The sequence below is a fragment of the Arthrobacter sp. CMU6 genome (assembly GCF_059090205.1).
This window is the reverse complement of sequence record NZ_JBNHFL010000003.1, coordinates 111,475-134,565: the sequence shown is the minus strand read 5'-3', so window position 1 is coordinate 134,565 and position 23,091 is coordinate 111,475. Positions and strand designations below refer to the sequence as shown.

Below are 23,091 nucleotides of genomic sequence, written 5' to 3'. Positions count from 1 at the left end.
TTCCGCTTTCGTATGAAAAGTAAACTATTTCTAGCAATTTTAATGATGTACGGCGTGGTCCGTCATTCGTATCGTTGAGGAAATGATCGCGTCAAGTGATGACGGTCACCACCCCCAAACATCAAAGGAGATGATTGTGAGCGGATTCTCTGTAATCGACGACGCACCTGTCACACGATTCCATCGAAAGCTCCTCATTGCGTGCTGTGGAGGCCCTTTCCTCGACGGTTACATCATCAGTCTCATCGGCGTGGCGATGATCGGCTTCCTCGCCGAAATCCCAGCTAACCCCGTTGAGCTGGGCCTCATCGGCGCTTCCGGCCTCATCGGCATATTCTTTGGCGCAACCGTCTTCGGAGCCCTCACCGACAAGATCGGCCGGGAGAAGATGTACGCGCTCGACCTCACTGTTTTGGTCGTCGGCTGCGCCCTGACAGCCTTCGTAGGAACTGCGTGGCAGCTCATCGTTCTGCGGTTCATCATCGGCCTCGCGATCGGCGCTGACTACCCAATTGCGACATCCCTGTTGACGGAGTTCACGCCCAAGAAGCGCCGTGGCTTCATGATCGGACTCTCCGGCTTTGCATGGTCACTGGGTGCTATGGCCGCGTTCCTCTTCGGGTTCATCCTCATCAACGTGACGGGCGAACATCACTGGAGAATCATGCTCGCATCAGGCGCCGTTTTGGGCATCATCGTCGTTCTTCTCCGCCGCGGAATCCCGGAGTCGCCGCGTTGGCTCGCCAGCAAGGGCCGCATCGAGGAAGCCCGGGGCGTCCTCGCCCAGGTATACGGTGCAGAAGCAGCATCGCAGGTCGACCTGGCCTCCATACCGGCCGAAGAGAAAAGCTCAACAACATTGCGGGACCTATCCCTGCTAGTGAAGGGCGGGTACTGGAAACGCACCCTCATGTGCGGCGTGCTTTACTTCGCCCAGATCACCCCCCAATACGCCCTTTACACATTCGGCGGAGTCATGCTCGCCGCCGCAGGGCTCAGCGAGGCCAACTCCGGAACCCTCGGTGAGCTGCTCATCGCAGCCCTCTTCGCAATCGGCATTATCCCCGCACTGAAACTCGTTGAGAGCTGGGGCCGCCGACCGATGACCCTTGTTCCTTTCGCCCTCATGGCCCTCTCTCTGGGAGCACTAGCAATCTGGGTCGGCGCCCCTGCCTGGTTCGTGATCACAGGTTTCCTCGTCTACGCATTTGTTTCCGGCGGACCAAGCATCCTCGAATGGATTTACCCCAACGAGTTGTTCCCCACGGAAATCCGCGCAACTGCAGTCGGCGTCGCAGTTGGCTTCAGCCGTATCGGAGCAGCCACCGGCACTTACCTCGTGCCCGTCGGCATCGTCACCATCGGGATCAACTGGACCCTCGGCATTTTCGCCCTCGTCACCGTCGCAGCATTCATCGTATGCGCCGCATGGGCCCCCGAAACCAAGGGCCGGTCGCTGACAGAAACCGCACTTATCCGGACCAAAGAAGGAGCACTCCGTTGACAACTGCCCCACGAATTGCTGTCGTAGGCGCCGGCCTGGCCGGCCTCGCTGCAGCCACGCAACTGCTGAAAGCCGGCCATGACGTCACCGTCTACGAGGCCCGTGCCAGGGTTGGCGGAAGGGTCTGGTCCGAAACAATAACCGCCGAGGGCAGCGACCATGTTATCGAACGGGGTGCCGAATTCGTTCTCAACGGCTACTCCGCCCTGCGCGACTATTGCACGCAGTACGGACTGGAACTAGTCGACACGGGCATGAGCTACTACATCCGCAGGCCGGCAGACCTTCCCGAGGTCACCACCGACGACATGGCTGCCCTCGGCAAGAAAGCAGCCGACGCGGCAGCCAGCGGAAAAGGGGCGCGTTCGGTCGCCGATGTACTCGATTCGATCGGCGCCACCGGCCCAGCCCGCGAAGCGCTTGAATCCCGCATTGAAATATCCACCGCAGTCCGCATCGACCAGGTCACTGCGGAGGAAACCCTGGACCACGTCGCCTCGTTTGAACCGGGACCCAGCTGGCGCATCGGCGGTGGCAACCAGAGCCTTCCCAACGCTATGGCCGCAGCCTTGGGCAGCAGAATCCGTCTCGGTACAAAAGTCGAAGCGATTGCCCAAGCGGATGAGAAAGTCATCGTAAATACCGGAAGCCAAACGGAGTTCTACGATTACGCTGTCGTGGCGCTGCCGTTCGGCGTGTTGAACTACTCAACGTCCATCGGCATCGACTTGCCCGACTGGAAGCGAGATGCGATGTCCCGCGTAGTTCAGGGGAATGCTGCCAAGCTTCACCTGGCCCTCGAAAAAGCCCCGGAGACCAGCGCGGTCATGAGTGTCTCAGACCGCTTCTGGACCTGGACGGCAAACGCCCTCGGCGGCGAAGTACCACCTGTACTGAACTGCTTCGGTGGCGAACTCGGCCACCTGCAGACCCTCGGAGTCGACAAGGACGGCAAAGAATGGGAACGCCGCGTCCGCGAACTCCGCTCTGACCTTCCGATCGCCCCGGGCGAGGCGATCGTGACAGCCTGGCCTTTTGACCCGCTCGCCCATGGCGCGTACACGGCCCACGCTCCTGGCTTCTCCGTTGAAGATGCGCAGGCGCTGGCTGCACCTCACGGCAGGCTCTTCTTCGCTGGCGAATACATTGATCTCGAGTACACCGGCCTCATGGAGGGCGCCCTGCGCAGCGGAAACCGTGCTGCGCAGTCGATCATGCAAACCAAGAAGGAGATGGCGGCATGAGCACTTCCACCGCCGAGCAAATCAACATCGCAGGCATTGACTGGCCAGAGGCCGTGGACATCGCCGCAGAGCGCGTCGTCGCTGGAACCCCTACTGCCAGCACCTTGGTGATTGAAGACGCAGCATCCCACCAGCTTGGCCTGTGGAGCGTCAGCTCCGGCGAGTTTGTCACCGACCACGCGGGCTACCTGGAGTACATCCACATCGTCAGTGGATCCGGTCAGCTCATCGACGAGGCCGGGATTGTAACTGAACTCTCTCGCGGCACCACTGTGCTCATGCAGCCCGGGTGGAAGGGCCGGTGGGTCGTGAAGGAGACCATCACCAAGATCTACACGATCATCAACACCCCGCAATAAAACCAGCCCAAGAAAGGTTTTGACGTGGACGGCTCTTTAAAACCCCCTTGGGACGAACTCCGGGACAGAAAGTCCAGATACACCACAAGGGCGTCTTCGTTCGGACCGGTTACGTTGAAGACATCACGCACACAGGGGATGCACTCTGGCTCGAACAATGGGGTATCGACCTGCCGACGCTTTATACCCATGCAGGCGGCTACTCAGTCAGCGCCCTCCCGGCTATACCGCATGGCGGTCCGTGATGCACGGCCATGTAACCCGCGCTGACACCACCCAGCCTGAACCCGGTGGCGTTCCAAGCCGCTACTGAACCCGGTGGTGGGGCCTGCCGCAACTTGACTCCCTCGCAGGCCCAACCACCGACCCCAACCCTTCTCCCAGGAGACCTAGCATGACCACTTCAGCTATAAATTTCCCCGCCCCCTTGCAGGAGCGTGAGGCGGCCCTGCTCGCGGCGGTGCCGACCGGCCTTTTGATTAATGGTCAGTGGCGGGAAGCGTCCGACGGCGGCACATTCGATGTGCACGACCCGGCCACCGGGGAGGTGCTCGCCACCCTCGCGTCCGCGCGCGACCAGCGAGGACGCGGTATCTGCCTTGGATGCGGCTGACGCCACCCAGGCGTCCTGGGCCCGCACCGCTCCGCGCGTGCGGGCCGAGATTCTACGCCGGGCCTTCGACCTGGTCACCGAACGGGCCGAGGATTTTGCGCTCCTGATGACCTTGGAGATGGGCAAACCGTTGACTGAAGCCCGCGGCGAGGTGACCTACGGGGCTGAGTTCCTGCGCTGGTTCTCCGAGGAAACCGTCCGCGACTACGGCCGCTACCTCACCACCCCCGAAGGAAAGAACAAGATCCTCGTCCAGCACAAACCCGTCGGACCCTGCCTGCTCATCACCCCTTGGAACTTCCCGCTGGCGATGGCCACCCGCAAGGTCGCGCCCGCTGTAGCCGCGGGCTGCACCATGGTCCTCAAGCCCGCCAACCTCACCCCGCTCACGGCGCAGTACTTCGCCCAGACCATGCTCGACGCCGGGCTGCCCGCCGGGGTCCTCAACGTTGTGTCCACATCCAAGGCCGCCGGAATTTCCCGCCCACTGCTAGCTGACCCCCGCCTGCGGAAAATTTCCTTCACCGGCTCGACTCCGGTCGGCAAACGCCTCATGGCCGACGCCGCCCAGAACGTTCTGCGCACCTCAATGGAGCTCGGCGGCAACGCACCCTTCATCGTCTTCGAAGACGCCGACCTCAACAAAGCGGTCGAAGGAGCAATGGCCGCCAAGATGCGGAACATGGGTGAAGCCTGCACCGCCGCCAACCGCTTCCTCGTCCACAAATCCGTCGCCCAGGAATTCACCCGGAAGTTCGCCGCCGCCATGGGTGCCCTGACCACCGGGCGCGGCACCGAACCCAACGCTCAGGTCGGCCCGCTCATCGACGGGGGTGCCCGCGATGACGTCCACGCCCTGGTGAGTGCAGCCGTCAGCGGCGGAGCGGTGGCCGTCACCGGCGGAGCCCCCGTCGAGGGGCCCGGCTACTTCTACCAGCCCACCGTCCTCGATAACGTCCCCAACGATGCCGAAATCCTCCGCCAAGAAATCTTCGGCCCCGTCGCGCCCGTCACCACCTTCGAAAGCGAGGAGGACGCAATCAAGCTGGCCAATGCCAGCGAATACGGCCTCGCGTCCTACCTCTACAGCCGCGACTTCAATCGGCTCCTCCGCGTGGCCGAGCAGATTGAATTCGGCATGGTCGGCTTCAACGCCGGCGTCAGCTCCAACGCAGCAGCACCCTTCGGCGGCGTCAAGCAATCAGGCCTAGGACGTGAAGGCGGCTCCGAAGGTATCGCCGAATACACCACCACTCAATACATCGGCATCGCAGACCCCTACGCCAGCTAACCAACCGGTGAGAATGGCGGGTCCCCCAACCATTCCTCACCAGGTTGCTGCAATCTTCAGCTGCCTCAATCGGGTACACCCCAATCTGACGTCAGAAAGGCCCCAAACAAGCGTCCGAATAGGGTCCGAATCCCCATTTCTTGGCACCCAACGGTGCACATCTAAGAGCCAAAGCTGACATCAAAGAACCAGATGAGCGTAGCCAGCTACTTGTACTACAAGTAGGAAACTTGTATCCTAGGTTGACGGGCGATGTTGCCCCTACTTCCAAGGAGACCCATGAGTACCGTCGATCTCATCCGGCACGTCAAACTGTCCACCGCCCGCCTTCCGCTTGCTGTGCCGATCAGCGATGCCAAGGTGTTCACGGGCCGCCAGAAGCCCATGACGGAGGTCGTTTTCCTCTTCGCCGAAATCACCACCGAACAGGGCCACACCGGCCTCGGTTTCAGCTACTCCAAGCGTGCCGGCGGGCCGGCCCAGTACGCACACGCCAAGGAAGTTGCCGAAGGAATCATCGGTGAGGACCCCAACGACATCGGCAAGCTCTACACCAAGCTTCTCTGGGCCGGCGCTTCGGTGGGCCGCTCCGGCGTCGCCACGCAGGCCCTTGCCGCCATCGACATCGCCCTCTACGACCTCAAGGCCAAGCGCGCCGGGCTCCCCCTGGCCAAGCTCCTGGGCTCCTACCGCGATTCCGTCCAGACCTACAACACCTCCGGCGGCTTCCTGAACGCCACCCTCGACGAGGTGAAAGCCCGCGCCACGCAGTCCGTCGAAGAAGGCATCGGCGGCATCAAGATCAAGGTCGGACTCCCGGACGCCAAGGAGGACCTGCGCCGCGTGGCCGGCATCCGCGAACACATCGGCTGGGACGTACCGCTCATGGTCGACGCCAACCAGCAGTGGGACCGCGCGACGGCACTGCGCATGGGCCGCCAGCTCGAGGAATTCAACCTCATCTGGATCGAAGAGCCGCTGGATGCCTACGACTTCGAGGGCCACGCCCACCTCGCCCAGGTGCTGGATACCCCCATCGCCACCGGCGAAATGCTCGCCTCCGTGGCCGAGCACAAGGGCCTCATCGCCGCCAACGGCTGCGACATCATCCAGCCCGACGCCCCGCGCGTCGGCGGCATCACCCAGTTCCTCCGCCTGGCAGCCCTCGCAGACGAACGCGGCCTGGGCCTGGCCCCGCACTTCGCCATGGAGATCCACCTGCACCTGGCCGCCGCCTACCCGCGCGAACCGTGGGTGGAACACTTCGACTGGCTGGACCCGCTGTTCAACGAACGCCTCGAAACCAAGGACGGCCGCATGATCGTTCCGGACCGTCCGGGCCTCGGCGTCAGCCTCAGCGACCAGGCCCGCGCGTGGACCACCGAGACGGCGGAATTCGGCGCGTAACCTTGAATCCATGAGCCGGAACCTGACCGCGGACCTCGCCGCCGATCTTCGCACCCGCATTATCGACGGCGACATCCAGCCCGGTGAGAAGCTTCCGAGCGAAAACACCCTCATCGGCGAGTTCGGCGTCAGCCGGACGGTCGTCCGGGCCGCGCTCACGCGGCTCCAGGCAGAGGGTCTCGTGGAAACAGAACGTGGGCGGGGCAGCTTTGCGCTGACCCCGCCCACGGGAAGTGCGACGTCGGACCAGCCCACCAGGGCTGTGGTCACCGCCGAGGACAGAATGCATCTGCTGGAATTCCGAATCGGCGTCGAAACCGAAGCGGCGGCACTGGCTGCCGCAAACCGGACAGAACGGCAGCTGAAAGCCATGCGGCAGGCCCTGGGGGAGTTCACGGACAGCGGCGAACACCCCGCACACGCCATGAAGGCCGACTTTGAATTCCACAAAGCCGTCGCCGCCGCCTCAGGAAACCCCTTCTACACGGACTGCCTGGCCTCACTGGGCCAGACGATGATCGCAATGCCGCGCACCCGACTGATGACCGGCGTCGAGCATTACGCACGGGACCACTTCGAACAGGTGGTCCATGAGCACGGGTCCATTTTTGCGGCCATCGCGGACAGCGATGGAGCCGCAGCGTCTGCGGCAATGCGCAATCACCTCGCCAACTCGCGGCGCAGGCTCCGGGCCGCGCGCGAATAGGCGCCCCGGTCACACCCGCGCTAGCCGCCTATTCGGGCGACTCAATAAGCCCCAGAAGCCTCAGCACCGCGGGGTTGGCCGTCTCCTCGTTCCACGCGAGCTCCAGTTCCACCCGGTTCAGCTCCTGCACGCCGTTCCGCCCGTCGATCTCGTGGAATTCCACGCCCGCCGGCGCGAAGGCCATGGCCGAAGCGGGAACCAGCGTCACCCCCAGCCCTGCCTGCACGAAGGCCAACAGCGCCGGAACCTGGCTGGCGTACTGGGTGATGTTGGCGTGCGCGCCGGCGCTGGCGTACAAGCGCAGCACAAGGTCGTGGAAGTAGCGGGCCTCCTTGGTGGAGTACATGAGCAGCGGAAGCCTGTCCAGGAATCCCAGCGGCAGCGGTTCGCCGCTGCGCGGTGCCATCGTGCCCAACAGGGAACTGCCTTCTGGCAGCGCCACCACCAGACGGTCCTTCATCAGCGGCCGCGACACCACGCCGGGGCGGGCAACGATGGGGCGCAGCAGGCCGATGTCGACGCTCCCCTTCACAAGCCCGTCCATCTGGTCCGTTGAAACAAGCTCCCGCAGCACGAAGGACACGCGGGGCATGTTCTCCGCTGCCTGGCGCAGCATCAGCGGAAGCGCACTGTGCCCAGCTATCGCGGTGTATCCGACGGTGATGGTGCCTGCCTGGCCGGATGAGACCCGCCGGACGTCCAGATCCGTCTTGATGCACATGTCCAGGATCTGCCGCGCCCGCGGCAGCAGCGTGGCCCCGGCTGCTGTGAGCTCCACCTTCCGGCTGGTCCGGCCGAAGAGCTGGGCGCCCAGCTTCTTCTCGAGCATCTGGATCTGGCGACTCAGCGGCGGCTGCGTCATGTTGAGCCTCTCCGCCGCAGCACCGAAGTGCAGTTCTTCAGCAACGGCCACAAACGCTTCTAACTGAGGCAGCGAGAACATCTATACCCTTACTGAATTGTCGAGTGCAGAAATTGGCTTGGACTTGAATTGATGACTCACCTTATGGTCGTGAACAAAGCAGCTTTTATCAACCCCTCAAGGGCCAAAAGGCACAGCCAATCCAAGGAGCACAGCGCAGTGAACCAGGCATACGACCCCTCCCGGCACCTCAACCAGGCCAGGATCACCGGCGTCTCCATCACCCCGGTGGCCTTTAAGGACCCGCCCCTCCTGAACACCGTGGGCGTCCATGAGCCGTTCGCCCTGCGGGCCATCATCGAGGTCCAGACCGACGCCGGCACCTCGGGTTTCGGTGAAACCTACGGCGATGCCGCCCACCTCGCGCGCCTCCAGCTGGCAGCCGCAGTGCTGACCGGGACGGACGTGTTCAACATCAACACCCTGCGCAGCCGGATCGCCCAGGCACTGGAGCAGGACACCATCCAGGGCGGCCACGGCATGAGCGGAATGGTTACGGGTTCGAGCACCGCGGACCGCGTGCTGTCCCCGTTCGACGTCGCCGCCCTGGATACCCAGGGCAAGTTGCTGGGCCGGCCCGTCAGCGACCTCCTCGGCGGCGCCGTCCGCGAATCCGTGCAGTTCAGCGGCTACCTGTTCTACAAGTGGTCAGGTCACCCGGGCCAGGCTGAAGACAGCTGGGGTGCCGCCCTGGACCCCGAGGGCATCGTCAGGCAGGCCCGGACCATGGTGGACACCTATGGCTTCAGCGCGCTGAAGCTGAAGGCCGGTGTCTTCCCTCCCGAGGAAGAGATCGCGGCCATCCAGGCACTCCGTGCTGAGTTCCCCGATTTGCCGCTCCGCATCGACCCCAACGGCGCGTGGACGGTGGAGACGTCAATCCGCGTGGGCAAGGAACTGCACGGGGTCCTGGAGTACCTCGAGGACCCGACACCGGGCATCGAAGGCATGGCTGCCGTCCGCCGCGAGGTGGCGATGCCGCTGGCAACCAACATGTGCGTGGTCAGCTTCGCGGACGTGGCCCCCGCCGTGGCCGCCGGAGCCGTGGACGTCATCCTCTCTGACCACCATTTCTGGGGCGGCCTGCGCCGGAGCCAGTTCCTCGCCGGCATCACCGAGACCTTCGGCCTGGGGCTGTCCATGCACTCCAACTCCCATCTGGGCATCAGCCTTGCCGCCATGGTCCACCTCGCGGCAGCCACCCCCAACCTCGACTACGCGTGCGACACCCACTGGCCGTGGAAAGACCCGTCCGAGGACGTTATCGCCAGCGATGTGTTCACGTTCACGGATGGTGCCGTGCGGGTCCCCACCGGCCCGGGGCTTGGCGTGGAGGTAGACCGTGACGCCCTGGAACGCCTGCACCGCCAGTACCTGGACTGCGGGCTTACGAGCAGGGATGACACCGGCTACATGAAACGCCTCCACCCGACCTACGAGCTCCAGAGCCCGCGGTGGTAAAGGCAGCACCGGGCCAGCCGGACGGACGGGAACCCCTGAGGATTGTGGTCACCGACCCCATCATCAGCCGCTTTGCTGACCAGTTAAAGGCCGACGGCGGCGCTCACCACTGGGACATGGCGGCGGCTTGGACCCCGGAACGCCGGTTAGACGCCCTGGCCGGGGCCGACGTCGTCGTCTGTTCCTCCCTCAGCACTACGGAGGCCGAGACGGCCTCCGTAGTGCGCCTGGTCCACGTCACCGGCGCCGGCTACGACAAGATCCCGTTTCCGCAGCTGGCCCCGCAGGCGCTGGTGGCCAACACCTTTCACCATGCCCGCCCTATCGCGGAGCATGTCCTCATGGTCACGCTGATGCTGTCGCGCCACGTTGCCGCTGCAGAGCGCGCACTCCGCCAGGGAGACTGGCGGACCATCGCCACCGACGCCGACGTGCCCTTCCATCCCGTCCTTGCCGACCTGACGCTGGGGCTGGTGGGCCTGGGTTCCATCGGTGCCGAGGTGGCCCGCGTGGCCGGGTCGCTGGGAATGAAGGTCCGGGCGATCCGGCGGAACCCCTCCGCTCCGATTCCGGACGGCGTCCGGCTCGACTGGATGGGCGGGAACGGAGAGCTCCACGAGCTGCTGGCCGCATCCGACGTCGTCGTGGTCACGGTGCCGCTGGATACCGGTACGAAGGGGATGATCGGGGGGGCTGAGCTGTCCGCCATGAAGGCCACAGGACTGCTGATCAACGTGGCGCGCGGCCCCGTGGTGGACCAGTCCGCACTGTATGCGGCCCTGAAGGAACGCCGGATCGCCGGAGCGGGCCTCGATGTGTGGTGGGGGCAGCCGGCGGACGGCGTGATCCCGCCCGCGGAGCTGCCTTTCACCGAACTGGACAACGCGGTGCTCACGCCGCACCACTCCGGGCACGCGCGCATCACGTTTGAACGCCGGGCTGCCGACATTGCCGCCAACATCGGCCGGCTCGCCCGCGGCGAGGACCTGGTGAACCTGGTGGCCCGCCCCGGTTGCGGCTAAGCCGCGGCTACAGGACCAGCTGCACGCCCAGCTGGACAATGAGCAGCACACTTCCCAGCGCCGACGCGCCCATGGCCAAGCTCCGCAGGCGCGTCGGGTTGAGGAAGCGGTTAACGAAACGCGATGCGGCATAGCCGGCCACCACCGCCGGAACCATCCACGCCGCGAGGACCAGCATCTCTGCCGTGACCGCACCGGCAACCCACAGCATCGCTATTGAAATCGTCGAACCCGCCATGAAGAACGCGCTCATGGTGCCGCGCATCCGGGGACCGTCATGTGCTTGCCAGACCAGCGCCATGGGCGGGCCGCCGATGGACGTGGCTGTGCCCATGATGCCGGAGGCCGCACCCGCTGCAATCAGGTTGGCCCGGACGGGCCGCGGCGCCCATCCCCGACCCGCCAGCACCAGGCCGGTAAGCACCACCGCCGCCACCACCCAGGCAAGGCCCTCGCGGGACAGCACTGCCACCAGCCAGGCGCCGAGGAAGCTTCCGGGGACCCGGCCGACCAGCGCCCAACCCGTGCCGCGCAGGTCCAGGTGCTGCCGCTCGCGCACGGTCACCAGCACCGTGACCAGCAAGGCGAGGAGGATCAGCGTGGCTGGCAGCAGCGCCGGTTCCACCATCGCGATGACCGGCGCCGCCAGCATGCCCATGCCGAAGCCGCTGGAGGCCTGGAGGCAGGCGGCCAGGAAGATCACCCCGCCGATGAGGGCGTACTCGGCGCCCGTCACCGGTCAGCTGTCACCGGGACGACGCAACGGCAGCGGCCGCGACCCCGGTGACGCCCTGGAGGGTTTCCAGCGGGAAGTGGCACTCTGCGACATGCCGCGTGCCGTCCGGGGCCGCCAGCACCTGCGGTTCGGGCGATACTTCGGCGCAGATGTCCTGTGCCTTCCAGCACCGGGTGCGGAACCGGCAGCCCGACGGCGGATCCAGCGGCGACGGCAGCTCACCTGTGAGGACAATCCTGTCCCGCTTGGTTCCGCTGACGTCCAGCTTCGGCGAGGCGGACATCAGGGCGGCGGTGTAGGGGTGCCTGGGGTGATCGAAGACCTCCTCGGTGGCACCCGTTTCGATGATCCTGCCGAGGTACATCACGGCCACCCGGTCTGCCACGTGCCGGACGACCGTCAGGTCGTGCGAGATGAAGATGTAAGAGACGCCGAGTTCCTTCTGGAGCTCGTTAAGCAGGTTCAGGACCTGCGCCTGGACGGACAGGTCCAAGGCAGACACCGGCTCATCGAGGATGATGACATCCGGGTTCAGCGCCAGCGCCCGGGCGATGCCAATGCGCTGGCGCTGTCCGCCGGAGAACTCCTGGGGCGACTTGCGGGCATCGGAGGGACGCAGCCCCACCATGTGGAGAAGCTCGCGCACCCGGGCCTCCCGTTCCCTCGACGTCGGATAGAGGCTCCGGTGCGTGGCCCACGGCTCGGCAATGATGTCGCCGGCGTTCATGCGGGCATTCAGGGAGGCGAACGGGTCCTGGAACACCATCTGCACCCGCCGCCGCCAACCCAGCAACTCCTTGCCGCGGAGCCCGAACGGGTTGGTCCCTTCGAACGTCACGGTTCCTTCGTCCGGCGTTTCCAGCATCATCAGGGTCCGCGCCAAGGTGGACTTGCCGCAGCCCGACTCGCCGACCAGACCCAAGGTTTCCCCGCGGCCGACCGACAGGCTGATGCCGTCCAGCGCCTTCAGGCGGGTGTTGCCGCTGGCGCTCTTGGCCACGTGGAATGTCTTGGTCAGGCCGTCTATGGTCAGAAGCGGCTCAGGCATTGTTGATCTCCTCGCTGAAGTGGCAGGCGGCGGTGCGGGGCGGCCGCGGCGTACCGAGGGAAGGGCCGCCGCCGCGGACACCGGCGGGGACCGGTGCGGTGCCAAGGCCGGCGACAGAGCCGCCGTCGGCATCGGCGTCGTTGACCGGACTGTTGGGCTGGCTGCTGACCGGACTGCTGACCGCCCGGAGGGCGGGACGCTGGGCCCGGCAGATGTCCTGGACCAGCGGGCAGCGCGACTGGTAGACGCAGCCGGTGGGGATGTCGTGAAGCTCGGGCGGGCTGCCCGGAATGGACTTCAGCTGGGCGCCGCGCTCCAGGTGGACGGGCACCGATTCCAGAAGCCCCTTGGTATAGGGATGGCGGGGGTCGGCGAAAACCTCGGACACCGGTCCGCTCTCCACGACGTTGCCGGCATACATGACGGCCACGGTGTCCGCTTCCTCCGCCACAACCGCGAGATCGTGGGTGATGAGGATGACGGCCATCTGGCCCTCTTCGCGGAGCGTCCGCAGCAGCTGCATGATCTGCGCCTGGACGGTGACGTCCAGGGCCGTGGTGGGTTCATCGGCGATCAGCAGGCGGGGGTCGAGGGCCACGGCCATCGCGATGAGGATGCGCTGGCGCATGCCGCCGGAGAACTGGTGCGGATAGGAGTTCACCCGTGATTCCGGCTCGGGGATGCCGACGCGCTTCATCAGGTCGATGGCCTCCTCCCGCGCCTGCCTGGCGTTCAGGCCGCGGTGGATGCGGAAGGCCTCGCCCAGCTGGGTCCCTACTGTATATACGGGGTTCAGCGCGGTCAGGGCGTCTTGGAAGACAATACCCAGGCCGGGACCGGCAAATTTGAGCCGCTCCTTGGCGCTGAGCGCGGCGAGGTCGGTGCCGTTGAGGACGATCTGGCCGTCGGCCAGATCGCAGACGGGATCCATGATCCCGGCCAGTGCCTTCGCCGTCATGGACTTGCCGCAGCCCGATTCCCCGAGCAGTGCCAGGGTTTCCCCGGCACGGGCTTCGAAGCCCACGCTGTTGACGGCGCGCACGGTGCCGCGGTGGGTACGGATGTCCACGGCGAGGTCGCGGACCTGCAGGACGACGTCGTGGGCTTTTGCCTCGCTGCTGACGGCCGCTGCTTTTGCGGCACGCGAGCGTTTTACGGGAGCTTGTTCGGCAGCTGTTTTCACGGCTGGGTCTCCTTCACTGGAATGCGGGCGATCAGCCGCTTGCGGGGAAGCGCCAGACGCCAGCGCTGGGCCGGATCGGTGGCGATCCGCAGCCACGCGGCAAGGACGTTGGCGGCGATGGTGGTGACCACGATGGCGACGCCGGGGAAGATGGACAGCCACCACGCGGTCTGCAGGTACTGCCGGCCCTGGGACACCATGAGGCCCCAGCTGACGTCCGGCGGCTGGATGCCGATGCCCAGGAAGCTCAATGAGGACTCGGCGAGCATCATGTAGCAGAACTCGAGGGTGGCCAGCGTAAGCAGTGTGGGCAGCACCACGGGGATGACGTGCCGGACGATGATCGCGCTGGGCTTGGCCCCGAACGTGCGGGCAGCATCCACGAACGTCCGGCTCTGGAGCTCCGCCGACTCGGCCCGGGCAGTGCGCAGGTAGATCGGAATGCGGGTCAGGGCAAGGATCAGGACGATATTGGCGGCGGAAGGGCTGAAGACGTAAAGGACGACGACGGCGAGCAGCAGGGAAGGGAAGCTCATGATCACGTCGGCGATGCGCATGGATACGTTCTCCCGCCAGCCGCGGTGGTAGCCGGCCCAAACGCCCCACAGCGAACCGATGACCAGGGCAACCGCGACGGCAGGAACGGCGACCGACAACGTGGTCCTGCTGGCGACGACCAGCCGGGCCAGCATGCTCCTGCCCAGGGAGTCGCTGCCCAGGAAGTATTCCCAGCCGTGCGCAAGCGTGAACGGCGCCTTGTTGGCGAACAGCAGGTTCTGCTTGGTGGCCAGATCGCCCATGAGGGCGGGGCCGAGGATGGCAGTGAGGCCAACAAAAACCAGGATCAGCGCCGACACGGTGGCGAACCGGTCCCTGAGCAGGGGGCGGAACAGGCTCAGCTTCCCGTCCTGCCTGCTTTCCCTATTAACACTGTTGCTTCCGGCGGGCTGGTGGGCGTCCGCCGGCAGCTGCTCTGCTGGCGTCCCCTCGGTGAGTGAACTCTGCATGGCTACTCCTAGGCCTTTGCCGTGACGGGACGGACACGCGCGTCCAGCAGCGCGTACCCCATGTCGATGAGGATGTTCAGGGCGAAGATGGCGACGGCGGTGAGCAGGACGGCTGCCTGCAGGACCGCGAAGTCGCGCTGCAGGATCGAATCGATCATGAGCTTGCCAATCCCGGGCCAGCCGAAGATGGTTTCCACCACGACGGCGCCGTTGACCAGTCCCACGGTCAGGTCGCCGGCCACTGTGAGGGCCGGAGCTGCGGCGTTCCGCAGCGCGTGGTGCGTGACCACCCGCAGCTCGCCGGCGCCGCGGCTGCGGGCCAGCTTGATGTAGGGCTCGGAGAGCGCCGACACCATGGAGCCGCGGACAATCTGGACCAGCACCCCGAACGGCCGCAGCAGTAGGGTGGCGATGGGCAGCACCCAGGCGCTGGCTCCCGACACACCTGATGTCGGCAGCCAGCCCAGGGTGATGGCGAAGACCCAGATGCCAACGATTGCCAGCCAGAAATCCGGGATCGAAGCCGCGGCCATGGAGACGAAACTTGAGATCCGGTCGGCGATGCCGTTCGGCTTCAGTGCGGCCCAGCACCCCACCACGAGTGCCAGCAGCACAGCCAGCACCATCGTGGTGGCCGCGAGCTGCAGGGTGGCGGGGAAGGCACGCAGCGCCATGGCGGCCGCGTCCTGCCCGGTGCGCAGGGACTGTCCGAAATCCAGCCGGAACACGCCGCCGAAGTAGTCGGCCATCTGCACCAGCAGCGGCTGGTCCAGGCCGTTGCTTGCCGTGAAATCGTCGCGCATCTGCTGGGTGGCGTTCAGGGGCAGGTACAGGCTGGCCGGGTTTCCCGTCATCCTGGCCAGGGCGAATACCCCCACAATCACCACCACGAGCGGCAGTGCGCTGGAGACAATCCGCTTCCTCAAGTAGATCAGCATGGCTGTCCTTCTCTCCCGGAAGTCCGGGCTAGCTTGCCGGGGTCATTTCCGAAACACGCAGCTCATCGCCGCTGGACGAGTTGGGCGTGTAGTTCACGGTCTTGGCCTTGCCGATGATGCCCGTCTGGTGCGAAATGTGGGCGAACTGCACAACCTTGTCGTTCTGGTAGGCGAAGATCTCCTCGAAGTCCTTCTTCCGCTCTTCGCCGGACGCCGCATCGGCCTTCTTGATCATGGCGTCAAACTCCGGGGTGCCGAAGTAGCTCTGGGCACCCTTGGACAGCATGTACTGGTCCACGGTGAAGGCCGCATCGCCGGCCTGGTTGCCGTGCTGGGTCATGAGGGCCACTGCACCTTCGTCCTTGGGGAAAGGACGGACCTGGTAGGTCAGGTGCTGGCTGGTTTCGAGCATCTTGAGCTTGACGTTGAGGCCGGCCTGGCCGAGCTGCTCCTGAAGCACCTGGCCCAGCTCGGTGATCTTGGGGAACTGGGCGCTGCGGACCACCAGCGAGATTTGCTTGGTGGTGTCCACGCCGTCGGCCTTTGCTTCGGCAACGAGGGACTTGGCTTTGTCCAGGTCGAACGGCCAGCCTTTCAGGGCTGCGTTGTGGCCCACGACGCCCTCGGGCACCAGCTGCGCGGCCACCTTGTGTTTGCCCTGGTAGAGGGAGTTGACGATTCCCTCCTTGTCGATGGCGTAGTTGATGGCCTGGCGGACGCGGATGTCATTGAGCGGCGCAGCGTTGGCGTCGAGGCGCAGGGCCACCGTCTCGTTGTTCGGGTAGTCGACGCCGAGGTCGCCGATGTTGTCGTCCGGGCTGAGCCCCATGGCGACGTCGGCCTCGCCGCTGGTGATCATGGCGGCCCGTACTGAGCTTTCGGACCGCCACTGGTACTCGGCCTTGGCGTAGGCGGGCTTGTCCCCCCAGTAGCCGTCCCAGGTGGAGAGCGTGATCTTCTGGCCTGCGTCCCACTGCTCGATCTTGTAGGGGCCGGTGCCGATCGGTTCACGGACCTTCGCCGTGGTGCTGGTCGACGTCGGGACCACCTCGAGGAATGACAGGCGCAGCGGCAGGATGGGGTCGGGTTCGGGTGTCGTGACGGTCAGGGTGCTGGCATCCACCGCCTTTACTTTGAGGTCGGCGTCGCCAAAGACGTAGCCTTCCACGTTGCAGCCGAGCTTGGAGTTAACTGCCCTGTCGATGGTGAAGGCCGCCGCTTCAGCGTTGAAGGGAGTGCCGTCCTGGAACTTCACGCCTTCACGCAGCTTCAGCGTCCATTCCGTGTCGCTGGTGGCCTTCCATTCGGTGGCGAGCTTCGGTTCGAGTTCGCCGGTCTTGGGGTTCCGTTCGATCAGGGGCTCGGTGACGTTGGAGCGCACCACAACACCGGTGGACGTCAGGTTCGACTCGCAGGCTTCCAGGGTGGGCGGTTCCTGTCCCAAGACCACGCGCACTGTGTTCGAGGAGGAGGCGGCGGCGTCGGAATTGGCCACGGAGCAGCCGCTCAGGCCGAACACCGCGACGGAGGCCAGGGCCGGCCATTTCAGCACTGCGGCGGGAAAGGGGAGTTTTGAAGAAGACGTCATTGTATTTCCTCCGGATCGGGTGGTTGCGGCAGCGGCTGGTCCTGCATGTGTGGAAATAGGCCGCAGGATCAGGTGCTTTGGGGCCGCGCTGGACTCAAGCTAATTGAGGTCCAGGGGGTCCACAAGGATTTCGCGGGGCGCCCCCGGGACCGGGAGCACGGCCAGGCCGGTGTCGGCGCTCTGTGACGGCCGCCACGTCACCGGGAAATCCGCGCGGTTCCGCGGAAGAAGGGAGACCGATACAGTCCGGGCATCGATTGATGCCATTTACATGTTGGACCCGTATGGATCGGAATCTTAGGGTGCAGCTATGAAGAACATCGCCGTCCTGCAGGTCGGGCCCCTCATGCCAGCCGTCCAAGAGTCCATCCGGAAGGACTACGACGCCGTCCGGCTCCCCGATACCGGCACCGAGCGGGAGGAATTCCTGCGGGTGCACGGCGCGTCCTTCGAAGTGGCCGTGACCTCCGGGAAAGTCGGCGTCGGAACGGACCTGATGCGCGCCCTGCCCAACCTGCGCGCCGTCATCAATTTCGGCGTCGGCTATGACACCACGGACGTTGCCCAGGCCGCCGAGCGGGGGATCACCGTCAGCAACACCCCCGACGTCCTCAACGACTGCGTGGCGGATACCGCCGTCGCCCTTTACCTGGACGTGCTCCGCAAAATCAGCGCCGCGGACCGCTATGTCCGCCGCGGTGACTGGCTCAGCCGGGGCAATTTCCCCCTTGCCACCAAGGCCAGCGGCCGGAAAGTCGGCATCCTCGGGCTCGGCCGGATCGGCCGGGTCATCGCGCACAGGCTGGAGGGATTCGACTGTGACATCAGCTACCACAGCCGCCATGCGGTGGCCGGCGTCGCCTACCGGTATGCCGACTCCCCCGTGGAGCTCGCCGCGGGCTGCGACGTGCTGATCGTTGCCGCTGCCGGTGGACCCGGCTCGGCACGCCTGGTGGATGCCGAGGTCATCGATGCGCTGGGACCTGACGGCTATCTGATCAACATCGCCCGGGGCTCCGTGGTGGATGAGGACGCCCTCGTGGCTGCGCTCCTTGCGGGACGCCTGGCTGGTGCGGGGCTGGACGTCTTCGTGGACGAGCCGAAGGTACCGGAAGACCTCCTGGGCCTCGACAACGTGGTCCTCTTGCCCCACCTGGGAAGCGGGACCAACGAGACCAGGGCAGACATGGCCGAACTGACCCTTGCCAACCTGCGCTCCTACCTCACCACCGGTTCCGTCCTGACGGCGGTGCAGGCATGAGCGTGGCGGTGGGATATGCCGCCACCCAGGAAGGCCGGGCGGCCCTTAGCGCCGCTATCGGAGAGGCAGCACTGCGAAAGACCGGCCTGCAGATCATGGGCCCGCTGCCCGGCGAAACGTCGGCCGAATCAGAGTCGGACATCAGGGACGCCATTGCCGCCGCGGCAGCCGTCGGAGTGGACGCCTCACTCCGCCACAACGACGGCGCGGATGCGGCGGACCTGATGATCGACGCCTCCTACGAGGAGGACATCGAACTGATTGTGATCGGGGTCCGCCGCCGCTCGCCCGTGGGGAAGCTCTTCCTTGGCAGTACCGCCCAACGGGTCATCCTGGAAGCCGGCTGTCCCGTCACGGCGGTCAAGGCCGACGTCGGACCCCGCTAAGCGGAGACCCCTCTCAACGAGCCGGCTGGCCGAATGCCGGCGGAATCAGGAGGGTGAGCAGCAAGGATGCCGCAGTAGTGCCCTGCGGGTATCACGCCATGCAATATCTGTGTTGGACGGGCATGAACGTACTGCTTACAGTTGATACGTGCTGTGGCGAGGACCACAACGGCCTGCCCGTAGTCCCCCCGGCGTGATCTTGCTGCTCTATCAAAGAGGATTCCCCCATGCAGTCTGTAGACACCGCTGTCACGGATCTGGCTTCGGCCACGAAGAAGTTTTTCCGGCGCGTGCTGCCCATCATGCTGGTCATGCTCGTATGCAACCAGCTGAACCGGTCCAACATTGGCTACGCCCAGGACCATCTGCAGGCTGACGTCGGCATCGGTGCCGCCGCCTACGGCTTCGGCGCCGGGCTGTTCTTCATCGCCTACGCCATTTTCGAGCTTCCGAGCAACGTCATGATGGAAAAGTACGGCGCCAAGATCTGGCTGACCCGGATTATGGTCAGCTGGGGCATCGTGTCCTTCCTCATGGCCTTTGTCCAGAACGAGATGATGTTCTACGTTCTGCGGTTCCTGCTCGGTGCCGCCGAAGCCGGCTTCTTCCCGGCCGTGATCTTCTACTTCGCCCGCTGGGTTCCCGCTGGCCAGCGCGGCAAGGCGACCGCTGTGTTCATCGCCGGATCATCGGTGGCAGCCGCCCTGTCCGGCCCCATCGCCGGCCTGCTCCTGAGCCTGCACGACGTCCTGGGCCTGCGCGGCTGGCAGTGGCTCTTCGGCTTCGAAGGCGCGCTCTCCGTCGTCGTCGGCATCACCGTGTTCTTCTTCCTCGACGCAAAGATCAAAGATGCCAAATGGCTTACAGAAGGCGAGAAGGCGGCTCTCACCGCAACAATCGAGCAGGAGGACGCCCAGCATACCAAGCCCGCCGGCGGCAAGGTCAACCGCTGGAAGATGCTCCTGAACCCGCAGATTCTCCTGCTGTGCGGCATCTACTTCTCGGTGCAGCTCTCCATCTACGCGAACACCTTCTGGCTGCCGACCATCGTCAAGCAGATCCCCGGCACCACGGACCTGAGCGTCGGCTTCCTCTCCTCCATCCCCTGGGTCTGCGCCGTCTTCGCCATGTACTTCGCGGCAAAGTGGCAGGACAAGGCAAAGTCCAAGCGCCCGCTGCTGGTCGCCGCACTCCTCGTGGCCGCCGTCGGAACCCTCGCCGCCGCCGTCGCCACTCCCGTCCTTGCCCTGGTGTTCCTGGCCGTTGCGGCCATGGGCTTCAAGAGCGCATCACCGCTGTTCTGGACCATCCCGCAGTCGGCCCTGCACCCGCTGGTCCTGGCTCCCGCCATCGCCATCATCAACTCCCTGGGCAACCTCGGCGGCTTCGTGGCACCCTTCGGGTTCGGCATCATCAAGGAGCAGACCGGAAGCGTGGTGCCCGGCCTGTTCGCCCTGGCGGCGGCGTCAACGGTGGCAGCCATCTTGGTGTACTTCCTCAAGGAGCGGAAGCAGGCCTCCGACATTGCGGAGAAGGCCTCAGCACCCGGCGCAACGGGGATGGAGCCGTCAACGGCCAAGTAGGCCATCTGCAGGCAACAGCTGCCGGCGCCCTGGAGAACTTCGGGGCGGCAGACTATCGGGGCGGGTGTCGGGATTCCGGCAGCCGCCCCGATTTGGTCTGTCTTGGGCACTGGTGTGGGCCGCCCTGCCGTCGTACGCTCGGAGCAACCGTGCGGCCGGGGGCATCGGCACGGCCAACGTTTTCGCCACCGCTCCCCGGGCCGGCGGTTTCCGGGACAGCCCCGCGAAAACGCGGGTCAGCCGGCACAGGGAACGGGGATCCACTCATGCACCGAAGCATCGCGCCAATCTCCCTCGCCGCAGCAGCGGCAATTTTCCTCGCGGGCTGCGGCGGACCCGCCCCCTCAAGCACGGCAGAGCCATCCGGCAGCACGTCAGCTTCCAGCGCCTCAACGCCTTCCGGCGCTTCACCCGAAACGAGTACGACGACGGAGCCATCCTCCGCGTCCGCCGCACCGACATCGGCGGCGAAGGCCTACAGCAATGAGGTCCTGACCGCGATCGTCACGGGACTCAAGGACGCGCAGGGACGGCCCCTGACCGTGGTTCCCGCCGCCCAGATGGACCAGGGGCTCATCGTCGCCCGCCAACTGCTCAAGAACGCCGTCATCACGCCGAAAGCCTGCGGTGTGCTGGCGGACAACAACACCCAGGTTCCCGAAGGCAGCACCTATGCCGCGGGAGCAAGCCTGGCGGCAGAAGCGAAAACTGCAACGATCCTGACGGTGTTCGCGGTCAAGGATCCCGCCGTCATGACGGCGCAGTTCGACAAGAGCGAGGCAGCGGTCCGCGACTGCTCAAGCTACACATTCGAACTGAAGGGGCAGAAAATCACGAGTGCAATGAAGCCGGTGGAGGTTGCGGTGGAGGCGGACAAGTCGGTGGGCGCGCTGCAAACCCAGACCCTGCCCACAGGCCAGAAGCAGGCCGTACTCACGGTTACAGGAGTTAAGGGCACGCTGGCTGCCACTGTCGTGAAAACCGGAGCTGCCGGCACTGTTGGCGCAAGTGCGGCCCCGGAGCTCGCCAAGCTCGTCAACGCCGCGCTGGCCGCCGGGCAATAGCCGCCAGGTGACAGGCGCCGGAACAAGAAAGAACCCCGGGAAATCATTGATTTCCCGGGGTTCTGATGCGTGCGCGAGGGGGGATTTGAACCCCCACGCCCTTTCGGACACTGGCACCTGAAGCCAGCGCGTCTGCCGTTCCGCCACTCGCGCGCAACTTCTTCCACTCAGCCCCTGCCGGAATCCGGTTTCGTGCCTCGTAAAAGCAGCGAGATCAAGCATAACGGACATTCCCCGCAAATTCCTAATCGGGGTAGCGCGGCCACTTTGCCCCGTGGTCTTCCCAGGCCAGGACACGGTTGCCGGAATCCCCGGGGCCGCGGCCGGGCGCAGATTCCAGCCTGTGATCGCGCCCACATTCGATGGCGGAACGTGAACGAATCGGGTTCCCGGCGCGTTGTGGATTAAGGTCTTTCGCAGACGTGGCAAGTAGTATCGGATACATAGGGGCCCGCTTCCGGCGGGCACGATGTTTTGTTGTGACTGCGTTGCCAGAAAGACTTCCACGGGACGTGCTGTCCCTCAGCGGCAAGGAAAGGAGAAGACCATGGGTTTGCTGGACAAGGTCGAGCGCGGCATTGAAAAGGCCGTCCGCGGCGTCTTCTCCACCGGCTCCAAGGCCCAGGTTGAGCCCGTGGAAATCGCGAGCCGCCTCCGCCGCGAAGTGGATCACAAGGCCATCACCATCGCTGCCGGCCGCACCCTGGTGCCCAACGTCTTCGATGTTCTCCTCAGTGACGAGGACTTCCAGCGGGCCCAGGAATGGGGAACACCGCTGGCGGAGGAACTCTGCGACGTCGTCATCAACCACGTCCGGAGCCAGGGGTACATCCTCCAGGGCCCGGTCCGTATCTCATTCCGCCGGGACGAGTCCCACCGGGCAGGCGATTTCGAGATCACCTCGAAGACCGAAAAGTCCTCCGGTCCGGCGCCGGCCGCCCCGCGGGCAAACGTACCGGCGGCACCAAGCCGCCAGCCGGTCCGCCTGCAGCCTGTCCTGGACATCGACGGACAGCGGTATTCACTTAACGCGCCCTCAGTCGTTCTGGGCCGTTCATCAGAGGCTGACATCCTGGTGGACGACACCGGAGTCTCGCGCCGGCATCTGGAAATCCAGACCCACGGCGGAACCACCACCGCCGTCGACCTGGGCTCCACCAACGGCAGCTACGTCAACGGACACAAAGTGGCCGGCAGCATGGAGCTCACCGACGGCTCCACCATTACGATGGGACGGACCAAAATCATCTTCCGCCTCCTGCCCGCCAACAACGGCGGCCGCCCATGAGCGAACTGACCATCACGGCCCTGCGCTTCGGGTTCCTGCTTCTTCTCTGGGTCCTCATCTTCAGCATCGTTTCCGCCATGCGCCGCGACCTCATGATCGGCCGCAAGGCCGCCACCGGGGCTCCCACGGCACGGCAGGTGCGGAAGAATCCAGAACTCGCCGAACCGGCTCCCGCGCCGGCCAGGCAGCAGGCCCGCCAACTGGTGGTTACCGAAGGCCCGCTCAAGGGCCGTACTGTGCCCCTGGCCGCCAGCCCCATCCTGCTGGGCCGCGCGCAGGAGGCCACGCTGGTACTTGAAGATGACTACGCTTCCGGCAGGCACGCCCGGCTCTTTCCACAGGGAAGCCGCTGGTTCATCGAGGACCTCGGCTCCACCAACGGCACCTATCTGGCCGACCAGCAGCTCACCAGGGCCCTGCCCGTGGACCTTGGTGTACCCGTGAGAATCGGCAAGACGGTCATTGAATTGAGGCCGTAGC

At 65.3% G+C, this 23,091-nt stretch carries 21 protein-coding genes, 1 tRNA gene and 1 pseudogene; 14 read left to right on the top strand and 9 right to left on the bottom strand.

Going from position 1 to position 23,091, the window contains the following annotated elements:
- The first annotated feature begins 136 nt into the window (after positions 1-136).
- The 6 genes and pseudogenes from AC5RWD_RS03165 (at position 137) to AC5RWD_RS03140 (ending at position 7,124) form a co-directional block, all read left to right on the top strand.
- On the top strand, positions 137-1,504 hold the full coding sequence (locus tag AC5RWD_RS03165) for an MFS transporter (protein WP_494018647.1): 1,368 nt from the start codon (positions 137-139) through the stop codon (positions 1,502-1,504).
- A complete protein-coding gene (locus tag AC5RWD_RS03160) occupies positions 1,501-2,748 on the top strand; it encodes a flavin monoamine oxidase family protein (protein WP_494018646.1) in 1,248 nt (415 codons plus the stop codon). Before AC5RWD_RS03165 ends, AC5RWD_RS03160 begins: the two co-directional genes overlap by 4 nt.
- Positions 2,745-3,107 carry a cupin domain-containing protein gene (locus tag AC5RWD_RS03155; RefSeq protein ID WP_494018645.1) on the top strand — a complete coding sequence of 121 codons (363 nt, stop codon included), beginning with the start codon at positions 2,745-2,747 and terminating at the stop codon, positions 3,105-3,107. Before AC5RWD_RS03160 ends, AC5RWD_RS03155 begins: the two co-directional genes overlap by 4 nt.
- Positions 3,108-3,501: 394 nt before the next feature.
- Positions 3,502-5,011: pseudogene (locus AC5RWD_RS03150) on the top strand (NAD-dependent succinate-semialdehyde dehydrogenase).
- Positions 5,012-5,290: 279 nt separating this feature from the next.
- Positions 5,291-6,418, top strand: a complete 1,128-nt coding sequence (locus AC5RWD_RS03145; protein WP_494018644.1) for an L-talarate/galactarate dehydratase — start codon at positions 5,291-5,293, stop codon at positions 6,416-6,418.
- Positions 6,419-6,428: 10 nt separating this feature from the next.
- Positions 6,429-7,124 (top strand): FadR/GntR family transcriptional regulator, encoded by a 696-nt coding sequence (locus tag AC5RWD_RS03140; protein WP_494018643.1) that lies wholly within the window; start codon positions 6,429-6,431, stop codon positions 7,122-7,124.
- A gap of 28 nt (positions 7,125-7,152) precedes the next feature.
- Here AC5RWD_RS03140 and AC5RWD_RS03135 read toward each other — a convergent pair whose 3' ends face one another.
- The gene (locus AC5RWD_RS03135; RefSeq protein ID WP_494018642.1) at positions 7,153-8,067 is read right to left on the bottom strand and encodes a LysR family transcriptional regulator; all 915 of its coding nucleotides are present in this window, start codon (positions 8,065-8,067) and stop codon (positions 7,153-7,155) included.
- Positions 8,068-8,205: 138 nt separating this feature from the next.
- Here AC5RWD_RS03135 and AC5RWD_RS03130 point away from each other — a divergent pair, with 138 nt between their 5' ends.
- The gene (locus AC5RWD_RS03130; protein ID WP_494018641.1) at positions 8,206-9,507 is read left to right on the top strand and encodes a glucarate dehydratase family protein; all 1,302 of its coding nucleotides are present in this window, start codon (positions 8,206-8,208) and stop codon (positions 9,505-9,507) included.
- On the top strand, positions 9,501-10,529 hold the full coding sequence (locus AC5RWD_RS03125) for a 2-hydroxyacid dehydrogenase (RefSeq protein ID WP_494018640.1): 1,029 nt from the start codon (positions 9,501-9,503) through the stop codon (positions 10,527-10,529). The genes AC5RWD_RS03130 and AC5RWD_RS03125 overlap by 7 nt, the downstream gene beginning before the upstream one ends.
- 7 nt (positions 10,530-10,536) lie before the next feature.
- Here AC5RWD_RS03125 and AC5RWD_RS03120 read toward each other — a convergent pair whose 3' ends face one another.
- The 7 genes from AC5RWD_RS03120 to AC5RWD_RS03090 form a co-directional block, all read right to left on the bottom strand.
- Positions 10,537-11,265, bottom strand: coding sequence for a sulfite exporter TauE/SafE family protein (locus AC5RWD_RS03120; RefSeq protein WP_494018639.1), 729 nt, complete (start codon positions 11,263-11,265; stop codon positions 10,537-10,539).
- A 10-nt stretch (positions 11,266-11,275) separates the two neighbouring features.
- Positions 11,276-12,313: an ABC transporter ATP-binding protein gene (locus tag AC5RWD_RS03115; RefSeq protein ID WP_494018638.1), complete on the bottom strand. Its 1,038-nt coding sequence runs from the start codon at positions 12,311-12,313 to the stop codon at positions 11,276-11,278.
- Positions 12,306-13,496, bottom strand: coding sequence for an ABC transporter ATP-binding protein (locus AC5RWD_RS03110; protein WP_494018637.1), 1,191 nt, complete (start codon positions 13,494-13,496; stop codon positions 12,306-12,308). The genes AC5RWD_RS03115 and AC5RWD_RS03110 overlap by 8 nt, the downstream gene beginning before the upstream one ends.
- Entirely contained in the window at positions 13,493-14,503 is a 1,011-nt protein-coding gene (locus AC5RWD_RS03105) for an ABC transporter permease (RefSeq protein WP_494018636.1), read from the bottom strand. The genes AC5RWD_RS03110 and AC5RWD_RS03105 overlap by 4 nt, the downstream gene beginning before the upstream one ends.
- 8 nt (positions 14,504-14,511) lie before the next feature.
- Positions 14,512-15,441 carry an ABC transporter permease gene (locus AC5RWD_RS03100; protein ID WP_494018635.1) on the bottom strand — a complete coding sequence of 310 codons (930 nt, stop codon included), beginning with the start codon at positions 15,439-15,441 and terminating at the stop codon, positions 14,512-14,514.
- 28 nt (positions 15,442-15,469) lie between these two features.
- A complete protein-coding gene (locus AC5RWD_RS03095; RefSeq protein ID WP_494018634.1) occupies positions 15,470-17,029 on the bottom strand; it encodes an ABC transporter substrate-binding protein in 1,560 nt (519 codons plus the stop codon).
- A gap of 99 nt (positions 17,030-17,128) precedes the next feature.
- Positions 17,129-17,296, bottom strand: coding sequence for a hypothetical protein (locus AC5RWD_RS03090; RefSeq protein ID WP_494018633.1), 168 nt, complete (start codon positions 17,294-17,296; stop codon positions 17,129-17,131).
- A 43-nt stretch (positions 17,297-17,339) separates the two neighbouring features.
- Here AC5RWD_RS03090 and AC5RWD_RS03085 point away from each other — a divergent pair, with 43 nt between their 5' ends.
- From AC5RWD_RS03085 to AC5RWD_RS03070, 4 genes are all read left to right on the top strand, one after another.
- Positions 17,340-18,290, top strand: coding sequence for a 2-hydroxyacid dehydrogenase (locus AC5RWD_RS03085; RefSeq protein ID WP_494018632.1), 951 nt, complete (start codon positions 17,340-17,342; stop codon positions 18,288-18,290).
- Complete coding sequence (locus AC5RWD_RS03080) at positions 18,287-18,676, top strand: universal stress protein (protein WP_494018631.1); 390 nt, start codon at positions 18,287-18,289, stop codon at positions 18,674-18,676. Before AC5RWD_RS03085 ends, AC5RWD_RS03080 begins: the two co-directional genes overlap by 4 nt.
- A 227-nt stretch (positions 18,677-18,903) precedes the next feature.
- Positions 18,904-20,259 (top strand): MFS transporter, encoded by a 1,356-nt coding sequence (locus tag AC5RWD_RS03075; protein WP_494018630.1) that lies wholly within the window; start codon positions 18,904-18,906, stop codon positions 20,257-20,259.
- A gap of 266 nt (positions 20,260-20,525) precedes the next feature.
- Entirely contained in the window at positions 20,526-21,323 is a 798-nt protein-coding gene (locus tag AC5RWD_RS03070) for a hypothetical protein (RefSeq protein ID WP_494018629.1), read from the top strand.
- Between the two features lie 70 nt (positions 21,324-21,393).
- Here AC5RWD_RS03070 and AC5RWD_RS03065 read toward each other — a convergent pair.
- Positions 21,394-21,476 (bottom strand) — tRNA-Leu (locus tag AC5RWD_RS03065).
- 394 nt (positions 21,477-21,870) lie between these two features.
- On the opposite strand from AC5RWD_RS03065, the gene AC5RWD_RS03060 reads away from it, so the two are divergent.
- Positions 21,871-22,611, top strand: a complete 741-nt coding sequence (locus AC5RWD_RS03060) for an FHA domain-containing protein (protein ID WP_494018628.1) — start codon at positions 21,871-21,873, stop codon at positions 22,609-22,611.
- Positions 22,608-23,090 carry an FHA domain-containing protein FhaB/FipA gene (locus AC5RWD_RS03055; protein WP_087872353.1) on the top strand — a complete coding sequence of 161 codons (483 nt, stop codon included), beginning with the start codon at positions 22,608-22,610 and terminating at the stop codon, positions 23,088-23,090. Before AC5RWD_RS03060 ends, AC5RWD_RS03055 begins: the two co-directional genes overlap by 4 nt.
- Position 23,091 lies beyond the last annotated feature (1 nt).